The following is a 15,951-nucleotide window of genomic DNA, read 5'->3' on the forward strand; positions in this document are numbered from 1 at the left end:
GGGGGTGGTCTGTAGGCCGGGTAAGCGCAGCGCCACCCGGCAATTTCTCACAGCGGCACAAAGAACCTGAACCGCGCCCCGCTCACGGACTCCATCAGCCTGATCCCGCCGCCGTGCAGCTCCAGCATTCGCTTAACGATTAACAGCCCTAACCCGCCGCGGTTCTCCCGCGATGCTTGGGTATTCAGCGCCGAAGGCCGCTGGAACAGATCGTCGCGCAGCGAGGCATCCACGCCCGTTCCGGAGTCTGCCACTTCAACCTGAAGCCGTTCATTCTCCTGCCACACCGCCAGACGAATTTCCCCGCCAGTGGGCGTATGACGCATCGCGTTATCGAGCAGGTTGGTCACCACGCGCTCGATCATCGACACATCGGCATTGACCAGCGGCAAGGGGCCCGGCACGTCAATATGCAGATTCACCTCGCGCGTGCGGGCGGTAAGCTCAAACTTCTGCGCCACGTCGGAAATCAGCTCTCCCATCGCGAAACGCTCGCGCTGCGGCTTAATGCCGCCATGCTCAAGGCGCGCCAGCTCGAAAAGCTGCTGGGAAAGATGTCGTACCTTTTGTCCCTGACGCAGCGCGGTGGCGAGATACTGCTGGTGCTCCTGCGGCGTCAGGGTGGCGGATTTGAGCGACAGGGTTTCAAGATAGCCCAGCAGCGAGGTCAGCGGCGTGCGAAGATCGTGCGAAATGTTGGCGATAAACTCCCGGCGCTGGCGATCGCTGTCGGCCAGCTGGTCCCACTGGCGGGTAATTTTCCGCGCCAGCTCGATGAAACTGTTGCGCAGGAGCGCCACTTCGTCATTGGCCGCGGCATCCGGCGGCTGTGCTGCGAGCAGCCTGATTGCGCTAATGCTGTCCTGCTCCAGGCCGGTGACCTCTTCCGTCAGGCGCTTAACCGGACGCGTCACCCAGTACCAGACCAGCAGACCCGCCAGCAGGCCAAACAGAGCGACCCACAGCAATGACCAGAGCACCGTGCTCCAGAGCGCCTTATGCCAGGCCATTTCCGCCAGCGCGTTCGACTCCTCGCCCTGCAAAATGATGTACAGGTAGCCCTTGAGCTCGCCGTCCTGCCGCAGCGGCGTGGCGCTGAACACTTTTTTATTTTGACTGCGCGGATCGTCGCCCAGTACCGGTATGGCGGTACCGCTCAGGAAGGTCTGAACCGGTGCCAGGTCGATTTTTTGCCGCTGAATATGGCCCGGCGGTGCGGCATCGGCCAGGATTTCGCCGTCCGGCGAGATAACGTACAGTTCAACGCTCGGGTTGAAGGTCATCAGCCGGTCGAACAGCGGCTTCAGCGCGTTGCGGTCAACCCTGCCCTGCGCGTCCAGAATCGGTTCCCGCTGGACGATCTGCTGCGCCAGGCCGCCCGACAACCGCTGCACCATCGCGTTGCCGTACTGCTTACTGCTGTAGAGCTGTACCGCGCAGGCGACGGTAGCGCAGAGCATCATCAGCAGGACAAACAGCAGCGTCAGGCGCTGGCTCAGGCTAAAGCGGCGCATCATGGTTTGGCTCCGCAAATTTATAGCCCTTGCCCCAGACGGTGCGAATTATCTCCGGCTCGGCGGCGTCCTTCTCAATCTTGATGCGCAGGCGGTTGATATGGGTGTTGACGGTGTGCTCGTAGCCTTCGTGCTGATAGCCCCACACCTGCTCCAGCAGCGCCAGACGGGAAAACACCTCGCCTGGATGGCGGGCGAAGAAGTACAGCAGTTCGAATTCGCGCGGGGTGAGATCCACCACCTGGCCGTGAAGCAGCACGCTGCGCGCCAGGGGATCGATCGTCAGGCCGTGGGCCTGGATTTGCCCGTCAGCCTGCGCCTGCCCCATTGCCTGCTGGCGGCGGAACAGCGCTTTGATGCGGGCAATCAGTTCCTGCACTGAAAAGGGTTTTGCCAGATAATCATCGGCGCCGGTTTCCAGCCCGGTGATGCGGTCGGTTTCGCTGCTGCGGGCGCTGATGATGATCACCGGCAGGTAGCGGGTCATCTGGCGGATGCGGCGGCAGATCTCCAGGCCGTCAACGTTGGGCAGCATCAGGTCGAGGATCACCGCATCCCACGGCTGTTTTTCAAGGCGCTGCAGGGCGTTGCCCCCGTCGGGCTCGTGGGTAATGGCGTAGCCTTCGTCTTCTAGGTTGAGCCGCAGAAGCGCCGCGATATCGTGGTCGTCTTCCACCAGCAGGATCTGCTTCATGGGTAAGCCTTTATTCATCTCTTATGACGTAAGCTTACCTGATTTTATGGGTGGGCAGAGTTCACATTTTGTTTAAGATTTCACGAGCAACGTCAGGACTTCATAATGCGCGGTATGTGGGAACATATCGAAAAGCTGCACGCGTGCAATGCGGTAGCCCGGCAGTTGAGCGATGTCTTTCGCCATGGTCTGTGCGTTACAGCTTGAATAGACGATGTATTCCGGCGCCATCTGGCTCAGGTAGTCGCACAGGGATTTGCCAATCCCACGACGCGGCGGATTAACCAGCACCAGCTCCGGCACGTTGCCCTGACCGGTCGCGAACTGCGTGGAGTCCAGCGCCTGAAAGTGCAGATTGGTTAACCCCAACTCGGCGGCGGACTGCTTTGCGCAGGCAATCGCTTCGGCGGAGATCTCAATACCGGTGAGCTGCATCTCAGGCGTGGCGCAGTGCAGGCCAAAACCGCCCACGCCGCAGAACAGGTCCCACATATGATGGATGTTTAACGCGCGCACCCAGTCGCGGGCGGTGGCGTACAGGCTGCTTGCCACGGTCGGGTTGGTCTGGAAGAAGCTTTGCGGGCGGATCCACAGCGGCACGCCGTTGAAGCTCTCCGCCAGCGCGTGCTGGTCGGTGAAGAAAACCTCTTTCTCCCCTTCCATGATCGCCATATGCACCGGCTGAATGTTTGCGGTAATCACCTTTAACTGAGGAAGCTGTTCCTGCAGCCACGGCAGCGCCGCGCGCAGCTGCGCCAGCTTGGCTTCCGAGCGCAGCACGAAGCGCAGCATCATGCCGCCGTCGATCTGGCTTTCCGTCAGGAGAAGGTACTTCAGCTCGCCGCGCCTGCGGGCAACGTTGTAAGGCGTTAACCCCGCGCGAGCGATAAACGGTTTCAGTGCGGCAAAGACCGGCTTAAACGAGGCGGGATAGAGCGGGCAGTCGGTTAAGTCTTCCGGCGTGCCGTCGCGATGCAGCATCCCCAGCAGCGGTTTTTCAACGCTGCCGCTGGCCACCATTTTGGCTTTGTTGCGAAAGCCCTGCTCAAGGCCGCTGACGGGTGCGCACCACTCGCCCACCGCGTGCGCTGCCAGCAGCTGTTGCAGGTCGGCCATTTTGGCGGTGAGTTGTTGAGAGACCGGCTGTTCTATCCACTGACAGGAGCGGCAGCGTCCGGCGTCATAGAGTGCGCACTGCATATGAAAACCTTAAGGAAAACGAGGGCTGCGATTATACACATTATTGCAGGCGGAAGAACCGCCGACTGGACGCCGGAACGAAAAGCAGACAGAGCACCAGCATATCCGGCAGTTTTTGCATGACCAGCGCATGGAAAATCTCACGTCGCGACTCGCCCGGAATGCTGAACAGCTCAGGATAGCCATAGCCCAGCGAGGCGGCCCACAGATAGCTGGCGGCGGTCACCTGCGTGAGCAGATAGACCCAGCGCGCCCAGTTTCGCCCTTTGACCAGCGAAAACGCGCAGTAGATCTCGATAAACACCAGCACCAGGCTGCTTAAAAAGACCAGCGTCAGATTCCACGTCTGCACGCTGCGGTGAATGAATTCCCCGATGCCGCGCACGCCCAGCGTATTCAAAATCATCAGCACGTCCAGGCAGCGGATCATAATAATGGCGAGCGCCGCCACCTGAACCAGCGCAGGAACGTTAGGACGGGCGTGCGTAATACGTGATTTTTTTACTAATCCCAATGTTTTACTTCCCTGAAAAACAGTGCCGCGTCATGCGCGGCACATCACCGGAAATTTTAAATCCTTCAGCCGCGTCTTGCACGCTGGATATCGCGCACGCGCTGTTTTTCCGCGCGCGCCATCAAATACCAGGCGATAAATCCGACAATTCCGACCACGCCGAGGATGATAGAGGCCAGGGCGTTGATCTCCGGGTTCACCCCCATGCGCACGCTGGAGAAGACCAGCATCGGCAGCGTCGTCGCGCCCGGCCCCGAAACAAAGCTGGCGATAACCAGATCGTCGAGGGAGAGCGTGAACGCCAGCAGCCAGCCGGAGATCACCGCCGGCATAATCATCGGCAGGGTAATGATGAAAAAGACCTTTAGCGGCGTGGCGCCGAGATCCATCGCCGCCTCTTCAATGGAGCGGTCCAGCTCGCGCAGGCGCGAGGAGATCACCACCGCCACATACGCGGTACAGAAGGTGACGTGCGCCAGCCAGATGGTGAACATGCCGCGATCCGCCGGCCAGCCAATGGCGTGCGCCAGGGCCACGAACAGCAGCAGCAGCGACAGGCCGGTAATGACGTCCGGCATCACCAGCGGGGCAGTGATCATAAAGGCGAAACCGTTTGAGCCGCGAAAACGCCCGAAGCGCACCATCACCAGCGCGGCGATGGTGCCCAGAACGCAGGCCATCGTGGCCGCCAGCGCGGCAATGGTCAGGCTCAGCCCCACCGCGCTCATCATTGCGTCGTCGTGGAACAGCTCGCTGTACCAGCGCGTCGACCAGCCCGCCCAGACCGTCACCAGCTTAGAGCTGTTGAACGAGTAGATCACCAGCATCAGCATCGGCGCATACAGGAAGGTGAAGCCGATAACGAGGATCAGAATGCGCCACGGGGAGCGTACTACCGGTAAGTTGTTCATCCGCGATCTCCCATCTGTTTCTGCTGATGCTTATGGAACCACATGATCGGGACGATCAGCAGCAGGAGCATGATAATCGCCACCGCCGACGCCACCGGCCAGTCGCGGTTATTGAAGAACTCCTGCCACAGCACGCGGCCAATCATGATGCTGTCCGGCCCGCCGAGCAGTTCCGGGATCACAAACTCCCCGACCGCCGGAATAAACACCAGCATCGACCCGGCAATGATTCCGCCTTTGGTCAGCGGGACAATCACGCTGAAGAAGGTCTTCAGCGGACGCGCGCCAAGATCGAGCGAGGCTTCCACCAGCGAGTAGTCAATCCGCGTCAGGGCGGTGTAAATCGGCAGCACCATAAACGGCAGATAGGCATAGACAATGCCGATATAGACCGCAAGGTTGGTGTGCAGGATGGTCAGCGGCTGATCGATAACCCCAAGCCACATCAGAAAATTATTCAGCACCCCGTTGTTTTTCAGGATCCCCATCCACGCGTAAACGCGTATCAGAAACGAGGTCCACGACGGCAGGATCACCAGCAGCAGCAGGATGTTACGCGTTGACGGCTTGCTGTGCGCCACGGCCCACGCCAGCGGGTAGCCCATCACCAGACAGCAGAGCGTCGAGATCGCCGCCACCTGCAGAGACTGCAGATAGGCTTCGAAATAGAGCGGATCCTCGGTGAGCTGGAGGAAGTTGCCCAGATTCAGCGTCAGCGTCAGCTGCCCGTCGGCCCACTCCCACAGATCGGTATACGGCGGGATCGCCCGCGCCATCTCCGCCAGGCTGATCTTAAAGACGATCAGGAACGGCAGCAGGAACAGCAGGATCAGCCACACGTAAGGCATGGCGATTACCAGCTTGCGGCCGTGGTTCATCTTAAGGCGCGTCAGCCAGTGGGCAACGCCGCCCGGTTTTTTGACGCGGGCTGGAGGTTCAAGTGTGCTCATGATCGCTCCTTATACCGTCAGCACGACGCAGCTGTCCGCGTCCCAGCACAGGCGCACTTCGTCGCCCCAGGTCGGCTGCCCCTTGCGGTAGCGATGTTCGTTCTGTAGCTGCGCGCTGAGCATCTGTCCGCTTTTCAGACGCACGTGGTAAATGGAGAGATCGCCCAGATAGGCAATGTGCACCACTTCCCCGACGGCAAAGTTATAGCCATCGGCAGGCGGATCGTCACAGAGCATGATCTTCTCCGGGCGCAGCGCCACGTAGACCGGCACGTTATCCACCACCGAGCTGTCAGGATCGACCTTAAGCGGATGCTGCAGCCCCGGCGATTCGATGACCAGACCATCCTCCTGACGATCCTTCAGCAGCCCTTCGAAGACGTTAACCGAGCCGATGAACTCCGCGCTGTAGCGGGTGGTCGGATGCTCGTAAATCTCTTCCGGCTCGCCAATCTGCACGAACTTCCCGCGGTTCATGATCGCGATACGCCCGGCCATGGTCATGGCCTCTTCCTGGTCATGGGTGACCATCACGCAGGTCACCCCCACGCGCTCGAGGATATCTACCACTTCGAGCTGCATACGGTCGCGCAGCTTTTTATCCAGCGCGCCCATCGGCTCGTCGAGCAGCAGCAGTTTCGGACGCTTTGCAAGGCTTCTCGCCAGCGCCACGCGCTGACGCTGGCCGCCGGAGAGCTGGTGCGGCTTCCGCTTCGCGAACTCCTGCATATGCACCAGGCTCAGCATTTCGGCCACGCGCGCGGTGATTTCGGCTTTCGGCAGCTTGTCCTGCTTCAGGCCAAAGGCGATGTTTTGCTCCACCGTCATGTGCGGAAACAGCGCGTAGGACTGGAACATCATGTTAATCGGGCGCTGATACGGCGGCACGCTGGAGAGATCCACACCATCGAGCATAATTTGCCCGGCGGTAGGCTGTTCAAAACCGGCCAGCATACGCAGCAGGGTCGATTTACCGCAGCCCGATGCGCCCAGTAGCGCGAATATTTCGCCTTTATAGATAGTCAGGCTGACGTCGTCCACGGCATGCTGGCCATCGAAAGATTTGGTGAGGTTACGAATTTCAAGAAGCGGGGTCAGCGCTTTACGGACTTTCGCCTGCGGGCGGGGGATCGCGTCATTCACGGGGTGCTCTCCGGCATAGATCAATACTGGTGCAAACGCACCGTCTGGGTGCGCATCGCCGGGCGGCGCGAACGCTTGCCCGGCCTACGGGTTGTGTAGGCCCGGTAAGCGATAGCGCCACCGGGCAACGTTACCAAACGCCGTTATTTTCCGCTTTTCACCTTGGTCCACGCGCGGGTACGCACGCGGTCAATTTTTGGATCCTGAACCTTCAGGGTGAACAGCTTGGCGAACACGTCCGCTGGCGGATAGATTGCCGGGTTACTGCGGATCGCTTCGCTCACCAGCGGCACGGAGGCCTTGTTACCGTTGGCGTAGTAAACGTGGTCGCTGATGTGGGCGATCACCTCAGGACGCATCAGGTAATTCAGGAACTGGTAGGCTTCCTCTTTGTTTTTCGCGTCAGCCGGCATGGCGAAGACGTCAAAGAAGGCCAGCGCCCCCTCTTTCGGAATGAAGTAGGACACATTCACGCCGTTTTTCGCCTCTTTCGCGCGGTTCGCCGCCTGCCACACGTCCCCTGCCCAGCCGATCGCCACGCAGATGTCGCCGTTCGCCAGGTCGTTGATGTACTGTGACGAGTGGAAGTAGCGAATGTTTGGACGCAGCTTCAGCAGCAGATCGGTCGCCGGGCCGGTGTAATCATCGGCTTTATTGCTGTTCGGGTCTTTGCCCAGGTAGTTCAGCACGGTGGCGAAAATCTCTTCCGGCGCATCGAGGAAGGAGACGCCGCAGCTTTTCAGCTTCTCAAGGTTTTCCGGCTTCAGCACCACGTCCCAGCTGTCCAGCTTAACGTCCGGGCCCAGCGCGGCTTTGACTTTATCCACGTTGTAGCCGATACCGGTGGTCGCCCACAGGTAAGGCATGGCGTATTTGTTGTCAGGGTCGTGCTTCGCCACCAGCTTCAGCACTTCCGGATCGAGGTTTTTCCAGTTCGATAACTTGCTCTTGTCCAGCGGCTGGAAGACGCCCGCCGTCAACTGACGCTCCAGGAAGCTTGCGGAAGGTACGACCAGGTCAAAACCGGTGCTGCCTGCCATCAGCTTTCCTTCCAGCACTTCGTTGGAATCGAAAACGTCATAGACCACTTTAATGCCGGTCTCTTTTTCAAAATTAGCAACCGTGTCCGGCGCAATATAGTCAGACCAGTTGTATACATGCAGCGTTTTTTGTTCCGCAGCGAGCGTGCCGGCAGAGACGGCCATCAGAGCACCCGCCACCAGACCCGATAACCATTTTTTATTCAAGGCGATCATAGTGTTATTCCTTCTGAAAGCTCGTTAACAAACGAACTAAACTGTGCAATCTGGATATATGCAAAAATCATGCATAGTTTGTCGCTCTGCTCAAAATAAAAAGAAACCTCTTTACCCGGCAGGATCCGCTCGCTTTTTTAAGCATCGCAAGAATAACTGTAGCCCGTGTCTCCGGCTATAGCCCAGACGAAAAAACGCCTTTTATCAATTTTTTATGCAGGTTAAGTCTACGTGATAAGCCGAAATGGCCTTGAGGGAGGTGAAAAATTCTTTAAAGAAAGGTTAAAGGCAGCAGAAAAAATGGCCTTCTGCAGCCGCTATGGCAGCGACTGCGCAAAAGTCAAACGGGCTTAGTGAAGAAAATTGGGAGATGCATCATTATTCTCAGCATCGTCTTCCGCGCTATACAGCAGATGATGTGCATTGGCTTCCATCATAACCATGGAAATTTGCTCTTCGCTCAGGCGCATAAACCAGGCGAACTGCTTGAACGACAGCCCCGCCCCGGAGAATAAAGACTGGCAAACGACCAGTTTTGGCAGATTATCGTCCTGTATATCCAGAAATGCTTTCACCGTCAAAGAACTGGCGTTGATAGCCGAGAGATCGGAGGCCAGCGCCAGCAGCGCAGAAGGCTTCACTTCGGCCAGCGCGGAAAAAAGGATCACGTCGTTAATCAGATCGATTTTGGCATCGAAAATGCCGTCGAAATTCTGCATATGAGGCAGATGCAGCGCCTGGCAGGAATCACATTCGAAGAAGGTGATCCCGGCATCATCAAGCCATTGACGTAACGTATCCAGTGTAGGTACGACCTGTAAATCCATCGCTGTGCAGCCTCTTTAGTAAAAACTTCGCATAGGGTACTCAAAAAGCGCCCGGTAATCCATTTAACCGCCCGTTTTCAGACAGTAACCCGGCGTGGCATGACGCTCGATCCATGAGATCATTTTACCTGCAATATCGACCCCTGTGGTTTTTTCCACACCTTCCAGCCCCGGGGAGGCGTTCACCTCCATCACCAGCGGCCCGCGCGTCGCCCGAAGAAGGTCCACGCCCGCTACGTCCAGCCCCAGGGTTTGCGCCGCTTTCACGGCTATTTCCCGTTCGCGTTCGCTAATATCGGCTACCCGCGCGACGCCGCCGCGGTGTAGGTTAGAGCGGAAGTCGCCCTCTTTGGCCTGGCGCTCGATGGCCGCCACGACTTCGTTCCCCACCACGAAACAGCGAATGTCGCGCCCTTTCGCCTCTTCAATGTACTCCTGCACCAGAATGTGCGCATTCAGCCCGCGAAAGGCGTCGATCACGCTCTCCGCCGCCTGACGCGTTTCCGCTAACACCACGCCAATACCCTGCGTGCCTTCCACCAGCTTGATCACCAGCGGCGCGCCGCCCACCATGTCGATGAGATCGCTGGTGTCGTCCGGTGAATGAGCAATACCCGTGACCGGAAGATCGATCCCCTGTCGGGCGAGAAGCTGCAGGGAGCGCAGCTTGTCGCGGGCGCGGGAAATGGCGACGGATTCGTTGAGCGGATAGCTGCCCAGCATTTCGAACTGGCGCAGCGCGGCGGTGCCGTAGTAGGTAATCTGGGAGCCGATGCGGGGGATCACCGCATCGAAGTGCGGCAGCTTGCGGCCTTTGTAGTGAATCGACGAGGCGGCGGGGTCGATGTTCATATAGCAGGACATCGGGTCGAGGATCTCAACCTGATGCCCGCGTTTCGCCGCCGCTTCTCGCAGGCGCTTACATGAATAGAGCGTTCCGTCCCGGGACAATATGGCAATTTTCACCCTGCACCTCTCTGAAGACATGGAAAAAGCCTGCATATCATATACGCAGGCAGGCGCAGGAGGAATGGACTATCGCGTTGCCCAGCCCTGCTTGTGCAGATACTCAAGAATAAACGGGCGGTTTTCTTTGATGATGGTGCGGCGAATATGGTCCGTCCAGGTGTCGCGACGGTTATTGCTGCCGCGCGTCATGTAGTAGTTCGCCAGCTCTTCGTCGTATTGATTCAGGACATCCTGATCGACCGGCTGGTAATGGTTTTCATGCACCAGCATCGCGGCAGGAATGCGCGGCTTGAGATCCGGGTTGTCTGCCGGCCAGCCGAGGCAGAGGCCAAACAGCGGCAGCACGTGTTTTGGCAGCTTCAGCAGGTCGGTCACGCTTTGAATGTTGTTACGCAGCCCGCCGATATAGACACCGCCTAACCCCAGCGATTCCGCGGCCGTAAAGGCGTTTTGCGCCATCAGTGCGGTATCCACCACGCCCAGCAGCAGCTGTTCAGCCAGCCCAAGCTCCGCCTCAGGGCAGATCTGCAGGTGGCGGTTAAAGTCGGCGCAGAACACCCAGAACTCGGCTGCCTGAGCCACATGCTTCTGCCCGCCGGTAAGCGTCACCAGCTGTTCACGCATGGCTTTATCGGTAATGCGGATAATCGAGCTGCACTGCAAAAAGCTGGAGCTGGAGGTGGCTCTTGCGCTGTCGATAATCGCATTACGCTGCGCCTCGGTAATCGGCTCATCGGTAAAGTGGCGAATGGAGCGGTGGGACTGGAGCAGGTCTATGGTTGGCGTCATCTTGTCTCTCTTTAGTCTTGCTTAATACGTATGGCAGCCAGTATAGGCAATGATGTGCGCGGTGTAATTGGCGAAACATAGCTCATAGGTATTATAACGACAGGCGAAACCTTCTTTAATGACGGCGGGTTATGGGGCACTATACGTGTCATTCGCCGTCAGGCTTGTTTTTTGAGGAGAGAGAAATGTTTGCAGTAATTTTTGGTCGTCCAGGGTGCCCTTACTGTGTGCGCGCGAAAGAGCTGGCTGAGAAACTGACCGAAGAGCGCGATGACTTCAACTTCCGCTATGTGGACATCCACGCGGAAGGCATCACCAAAGCCGACCTGGAAAAAACCGTCGGTAAGCCGGTTGAAACCGTGCCGCAGATCTTCCTCGATCAGAAACACATCGGCGGTTGCACCGACTTTGAGGCCTACGCCAAAGAGCATCTGGGCCTGTTTGCCGAGCAGTAATGAAGAGACGCCCTCACCATGAGGGCGTTTTTATTTGCGGTGCCGTCGGTGCTGAACCAGGCTGCGCACAAACAGGTAGCACAGCGCGCCAAGCGCGCACCAGAATACGCCGCTCAGCAACCACGCCAGCTCCTGCCAGAAACTCCGCGTTGAAATATACATCAGGCGCATCATCAGCAGACACAGCGGTGCAGCGAGCATGGCGCCCAGCAGCGGCTTCACCACCTCCCCTTGACGGGAGAGAAAACTGGCGGCAGCCCCCGGCAACGTGAAGAAGAGCAACCCCAGCTCAGGATGCCCGGACGCCCTGAACGCGCCCTTTACATTAAATGCGAGCGACATGCACACGACCGTGAACAGCAAAAAACAGCTGATCACCCCCGCCCAGTTTCGTTTCATATTCAAACTATCCTCCTGACTTATCTCTATCAAATACACATTCGTCGGGTAGACGCCCAGTCAGATAAAGCAGTGCGGCAATCCATGCCAAAGTACGCACAGGGTGATGCGATAATCAGTAGCTGTCAGTAGCTAATGCGATTAAACTACACGCCAGCTAATGTTTTAGGGAATAAAGCAGGAAACAGGGAGCGTTAGCGCTTTTCCCTGATCCAGAAAACAGTAGCCCAAAAAGTCCTTTCATTCAACAACTTACTGGTAAACAAGAAGTTAGCCTCCGTGAATATAAACGTCGCAGACTTGTTAAATGGGAATTACATCCTGTTATTATTTGTGGTACTGGCGCTGGGTCTTTGCCTGGGTAAATTGCGCCTGGGTTCGGTTCAACTCGGTAATTCCATTGGCGTTTTAGTCGTCTCCTTATTATTAGGCCAGCAGCACTTCAGCATTAACACGGACGCGCTGAACTTAGGTTTTATGCTGTTTATTTTTTGCGTTGGCGTAGAAGCGGGACCTAACTTTTTTTCAATTTTCTTCCGCGACGGCAAAAATTATCTGATGCTGGCGCTGGTGATGGTCGGCAGCGCGCTGCTGATCGCGTTAGGACTGGGCAAACTGTTTGGCTGGGATATCGGGCTTACAGCCGGTATGCTGGCCGGCTCTATGACGTCAACCCCCGTGCTCGTGGGCGCCGGTGATACCCTGCGCCATTCCGGCATGGCGGGCGCGCAGCTCTCTACCGCCCTCGACCATCTGAGCCTGGGCTATGCCCTGACCTATCTGATTGGTCTGGTGAGCCTGATCGTTGGCGCGCGCTACCTGCCAAAACTGCAGCACCAGGATCTGCAGACCAGCGCCCAGCAAATCGCCCGCGAGCGCGGCCTGGATACCGATTCCAAACGTAAAGTCTATCTCCCGGTTATCCGCGCCTACCGCGTCGGACCGGAGCTGGTGGCATGGGCAGACGGCAAAAATCTTCGCGAACTGGGGATTTACCGCCAGACGGGCTGCTACATCGAACGTATCCGCCGCAACGGCATTCTGGCGAATCCGGACGGCGACGCGGTGCTGCAGATGGGCGACGACATCGCACTGGTGGGTTACCCGGACGCGCACGCCCGTCTCGACCCGAGCTTCCGTAACGGCAAAGAGGTGTTCGACCGCGACCTGCTCGACATGCGTATCGTCACCGAAGAGATCGTGGTGAAAAACCATAACGCCGTGGGCCGCCGCCTGGCGCAGCTGAAGCTGACCGACCACGGCTGCTTCCTCAACCGCGTGATCCGCAGCCAGATTGAGATGCCTATCGACGACAACGTCGTGCTCAACAAAGGCGACGTGCTGCAGGTCAGCGGCGACGCGCGACGCGTAAAAACCGTTGCCGACCGCATCGGCTTTATCTCTATTCACAGCCAGGTCACCGACCTGCTGGCCTTCTGCGCCTTCTTTATCGTTGGCCTGATGATCGGGATGATCACCTTCCAGTTCAGCAACTTTAGCTTCGGCATCGGTAACGCCGCCGGTCTGCTGTTCGCCGGGATCATGCTGGGCTTCCTGCGAGCGAACCACCCGACCTTCGGCTACATTCCGCAGGGCGCGCTGAACATGGTGAAAGAGTTCGGTCTGATGGTGTTTATGGCGGGCGTGGGCTTAAGCGCGGGAAGCGGAATTGGTCACAGCCTCGGTGCCGTCGGCTGGCAGATGTTGGTTTCCGGCCTTATCGTCAGCCTGGTGCCGGTGGTGATCTGCTTCCTGTTCGGCGCCTACGTGCTGCGTATGAACCGCGCCCTGCTGTTCGGGGCAATGATGGGGGCGCGTACCTGTGCCCCGGCGATGGAAATCATCAGCGATACCGCGCGCAGCAACATCCCGGCGCTGGGGTATGCAGGCACCTATGCTATCGCGAACGTACTGCTGACGCTGGCGGGTACGCTGATTATCATCATCTGGCCGGGACTCGGATAACTCCTAAGTTTGCGCGTAATGAAAAAATTTTTGTAACGCGCAGAACTTTTTTAGCAGGGGGCAGTCATAACTAGTGCCACTGCTTTTCTTTGATGTCCCCAATTTGTGGAGCCCATCAACCCCGCCGTTTTGGTTCAAGGTTGATGGGTTTTTTGTTGCCTGAAATTCCCCTTTCTGTAATTTGACCTTCTCTCTTCCCACCAAAACATATATGATTAAACGAATATGATTTAATCTACCCTCAGGAACACCCATGATCCACCCGCTCCAGCTCTTCAAAATCCTCTCCGACGAAACGCGACTCGCCATCGTCATGCTGCTTCGCGAAACGGGAGAATTGTGTGTCTGCGATCTCTGCTCCGCCACCAGCGAACCGCAGCCGAAAGTCTCCCGCCATATGGCCTTGCTGCGCGAGTCCGGGCTGGTTATCGATCGTCGCGAGGGCAAATGGATCCATTACCGTCTCTCTCCCAACATGCCCGCGTGGGCGGCAGCCGTTATCGACACCAGCTGGAACTGCCTGCGGGAAGAGACGCGCATGAAGCTGAAAAACCGACTCCCGGGCTCATGCTAATCAAAACATATTCATAAAATCAGATATAAAGGAGTAAGCGATGTTTCTGGCAGGGGCAATTTTTCTGGTTACGCTGGTACTGGTCATCTGGCAGCCCAAAGGGCTCAGTATCGGCTGGAGCGCGACCATTGGCGCCGTGCTGGCGCTGGCCAGCGGGGTAATTCACATTAACGATATACCTGTGGTCTGGAATATCGTCTGGAACGCCACGGCAACGTTTATCGCCGTCATTATCATCAGCCTGCTGCTGGATGAGTCCGGCTTTTTCGAGTGGGCGGCGCTGCACGTTGCCCGCTGGGGAAACGGTCGCGGTCGATTGCTGTTTACTTATATCGTGCTGCTGGGTGCGGCCGTGGCGGCGCTGTTTGCCAATGACGGCGCGGCGCTGATCCTGACGCCTATCGTCATCGCCATGCTGCTGGCGCTGGGGTTCAGCAAGCAGGCCACGCTGGCGTTTGTGATGGCGGCAGGTTTTATCGCCGATACCGCCAGCCTGCCGCTAATTGTCTCCAACCTGGTCAACATCGTGTCGGCAGACTTCTTTAAGCTGGGGTTCAGCGAATACGCCTCGGTGATGATCCCCGTTGATATCGCCGCGATTGTCGCAACGCTGGTGATGCTGCATCTTTTCTTCCGCAAGGAAATTCCCCCGGAATATGACCTGGCGAAACTTCAGGAGCCCGCGCGGGCCATTCACGATCTCCCGACGTTCAGAACGGGCTGGATCGTGCTGCTGCTTCTGCTCGTCGGCTTCTTTGTGCTTGAACCTCTCGGCATTCCGGTCAGCGCCATCGCCACCGTCGGCGCGCTGATTTTATTCGCTGTCGCAAAACGGGGACATACAATAAACACCGGAAAAGTGCTGCGCGGCGCACCCTGGCAAATTGTTATTTTCTCGCTCGGGATGTATCTGGTGGTGTATGGCCTGCGCAATGCCGGGCTGACGGATTATCTCACTGGCGTGCTGAATAGTCTGTCCGGACACGGGCTGTGGGCCACCACGCTGGGAACCGGGTTCATCACCGCGTTCCTGTCATCCATAATGAACAATATGCCCACGGTGCTGATTGGCGCGCTCTCCATTGAGGGCAGCATGGCGACGGGATTGCTCAAGGACGCGATGATTTACGCCAACGTGATTGGCTGCGATCTGGGGCCGAAAATCACGCCTATCGGCAGCCTCGCCACCCTGCTCTGGCTCCACGTGCTGGCGCAGAAAAACATGACGATTACCTGGGGCTACTATTTCCGGACGGGCATCATCATGACGCTGCCGGTCCTGTTTGTGACGCTCGCCGCGCTGGCGCTACGTCTCTCCTTCACACTGTAATGAGCCACTGATATGAGCCACATCACCATCTACCACAACCCAGCCTGCGGCACCTCGCGCAACACGCTGGAGATGATCCGCAACAGCGGCACGGAGCCGGAGATTATCCTCTATCTGGAAACCCCGCCGTCGCGCGATAAGCTGGCCACCCTGATTGCTAATATGGGGATTTCGGTGCGGGATCTGCTGCGCAAAAACGTGGAGCCCTATGAACAGCTCGGCCTGGCCGAAGATATCTTCAGCGACGACCAGCTTATCGACTTTATGCTGCAATACCCGATTCTGATTAACCGTCCGATTGTGGTCACGCCGCTGGGCACCCGCCTGTGCCGCCCGTCTGAAGTTGTCCTCGACATTCTGCCGAACGCGCAGAAAGGCGCGTTTAGTAAAGAGGATGGCGAAGCCGTCGTGGACGCCAGCGGGAAAAAAATCGAACGCAGGTAAAACAGGCAGGGCGAGTG

General features: G+C 57.8%; 17 protein-coding genes. 5 read left to right on the forward strand and 12 right to left on the reverse strand.

What is annotated here, in order from left to right:
- Positions 1-47 precede the first annotated feature (47 nt).
- The 11 genes from IM295_RS08240 to nfsA all read right to left on the reverse strand — a co-directional run bounded on the left by IM295_RS08240 (position 48) and on the right by nfsA (position 10,767).
- Positions 48-1,517, reverse strand: a complete 1,470-nt coding sequence (locus IM295_RS08240) for an ATP-binding protein (RefSeq protein WP_193066526.1) — start codon at positions 1,515-1,517, stop codon at positions 48-50.
- Positions 1,501-2,208, reverse strand: a complete 708-nt coding sequence (locus tag IM295_RS08245; RefSeq protein WP_041912037.1) for a response regulator transcription factor — start codon at positions 2,206-2,208, stop codon at positions 1,501-1,503. Before IM295_RS08245 ends, IM295_RS08240 begins: the two co-directional genes overlap by 17 nt.
- Positions 2,209-2,280: 72 nt before the next feature.
- Positions 2,281-3,408 carry a 23S rRNA (uracil(747)-C(5))-methyltransferase RlmC gene (gene rlmC / locus IM295_RS08250; RefSeq protein ID WP_193066527.1) on the reverse strand — a complete coding sequence of 376 codons (1,128 nt, stop codon included), beginning with the start codon at positions 3,406-3,408 and terminating at the stop codon, positions 2,281-2,283.
- Between the two features lie 40 nt (positions 3,409-3,448).
- Positions 3,449-3,922 (reverse strand): YbjO family protein, encoded by a 474-nt coding sequence (locus IM295_RS08255; RefSeq protein WP_028012509.1) that lies wholly within the window; start codon positions 3,920-3,922, stop codon positions 3,449-3,451.
- 65 nt (positions 3,923-3,987) lie between these two features.
- On the reverse strand, positions 3,988-4,833 hold the full coding sequence (gene potI / locus IM295_RS08260) for a putrescine ABC transporter permease PotI (protein WP_193066528.1): 846 nt from the start codon (positions 4,831-4,833) through the stop codon (positions 3,988-3,990).
- Complete coding sequence (potH, locus tag IM295_RS08265) at positions 4,830-5,783, reverse strand: putrescine ABC transporter permease PotH (RefSeq protein ID WP_048960881.1); 954 nt, start codon at positions 5,781-5,783, stop codon at positions 4,830-4,832. Before potH ends, potI begins: the two co-directional genes overlap by 4 nt.
- A 9-nt stretch (positions 5,784-5,792) precedes the next feature.
- A complete protein-coding gene (gene potG / locus IM295_RS08270; RefSeq protein ID WP_045630953.1) occupies positions 5,793-6,926 on the reverse strand; it encodes a putrescine ABC transporter ATP-binding subunit PotG in 1,134 nt (377 codons plus the stop codon).
- A gap of 143 nt (positions 6,927-7,069) precedes the next feature.
- On the reverse strand, positions 7,070-8,182 hold the full coding sequence (gene potF / locus IM295_RS08275; RefSeq protein WP_028012505.1) for a spermidine/putrescine ABC transporter substrate-binding protein PotF: 1,113 nt from the start codon (positions 8,180-8,182) through the stop codon (positions 7,070-7,072).
- A 350-nt stretch (positions 8,183-8,532) separates the two neighbouring features.
- Entirely contained in the window at positions 8,533-9,009 is a 477-nt protein-coding gene (locus tag IM295_RS08280; protein ID WP_003858385.1) for a YbjN domain-containing protein, read from the reverse strand.
- Between the two features lie 63 nt (positions 9,010-9,072).
- The gene (rimK, locus tag IM295_RS08285; RefSeq protein WP_028012504.1) at positions 9,073-9,975 is read right to left on the reverse strand and encodes a 30S ribosomal protein S6--L-glutamate ligase; all 903 of its coding nucleotides are present in this window, start codon (positions 9,973-9,975) and stop codon (positions 9,073-9,075) included.
- A 69-nt stretch (positions 9,976-10,044) separates the two neighbouring features.
- Complete coding sequence (gene nfsA, locus IM295_RS08290) at positions 10,045-10,767, reverse strand: nitroreductase NfsA (RefSeq protein WP_028012503.1); 723 nt, start codon at positions 10,765-10,767, stop codon at positions 10,045-10,047.
- A gap of 185 nt (positions 10,768-10,952) precedes the next feature.
- Between nfsA and IM295_RS08295 the strand changes: the two genes are divergently transcribed.
- Positions 10,953-11,222 (forward strand): GrxA family glutaredoxin, encoded by a 270-nt coding sequence (locus IM295_RS08295; RefSeq protein WP_028012502.1) that lies wholly within the window; start codon positions 10,953-10,955, stop codon positions 11,220-11,222.
- Positions 11,223-11,252: 30 nt separating this feature from the next.
- Here IM295_RS08295 and IM295_RS08300 read toward each other — a convergent pair whose 3' ends face one another.
- Positions 11,253-11,621 carry an inner membrane protein YbjM gene (locus tag IM295_RS08300; RefSeq protein ID WP_080339193.1) on the reverse strand — a complete coding sequence of 123 codons (369 nt, stop codon included), beginning with the start codon at positions 11,619-11,621 and terminating at the stop codon, positions 11,253-11,255.
- Between the two features lie 279 nt (positions 11,622-11,900).
- On the opposite strand from IM295_RS08300, the gene IM295_RS08305 reads away from it, so the two are divergent.
- The 4 genes from IM295_RS08305 (at position 11,901) to arsC (ending at position 15,934) form a co-directional block, all read left to right on the forward strand.
- A complete protein-coding gene (locus IM295_RS08305) occupies positions 11,901-13,586 on the forward strand; it encodes an aspartate:alanine antiporter (RefSeq protein WP_014169303.1) in 1,686 nt (561 codons plus the stop codon).
- A 253-nt stretch (positions 13,587-13,839) separates the two neighbouring features.
- On the forward strand, positions 13,840-14,160 hold the full coding sequence (locus IM295_RS08310; protein WP_193066529.1) for a metalloregulator ArsR/SmtB family transcription factor: 321 nt from the start codon (positions 13,840-13,842) through the stop codon (positions 14,158-14,160).
- Positions 14,161-14,200: 40 nt separating this feature from the next.
- Complete coding sequence (locus IM295_RS08315) at positions 14,201-15,490, forward strand: arsenic transporter (RefSeq protein ID WP_193066530.1); 1,290 nt, start codon at positions 14,201-14,203, stop codon at positions 15,488-15,490.
- 12 nt (positions 15,491-15,502) lie between these two features.
- Complete coding sequence (gene arsC / locus IM295_RS08320) at positions 15,503-15,934, forward strand: glutaredoxin-dependent arsenate reductase (protein ID WP_193066531.1); 432 nt, start codon at positions 15,503-15,505, stop codon at positions 15,932-15,934.
- The last annotated feature ends 17 nt before the right edge of the window (positions 15,935-15,951 follow it).

Source organism: Enterobacter cloacae complex sp. P14RS, assembly GCF_014895895.1.
In the GTDB taxonomy this organism is placed as follows: Bacteria; Pseudomonadota; Gammaproteobacteria; order Enterobacterales; family Enterobacteriaceae; genus Enterobacter; species Enterobacter bugandensis.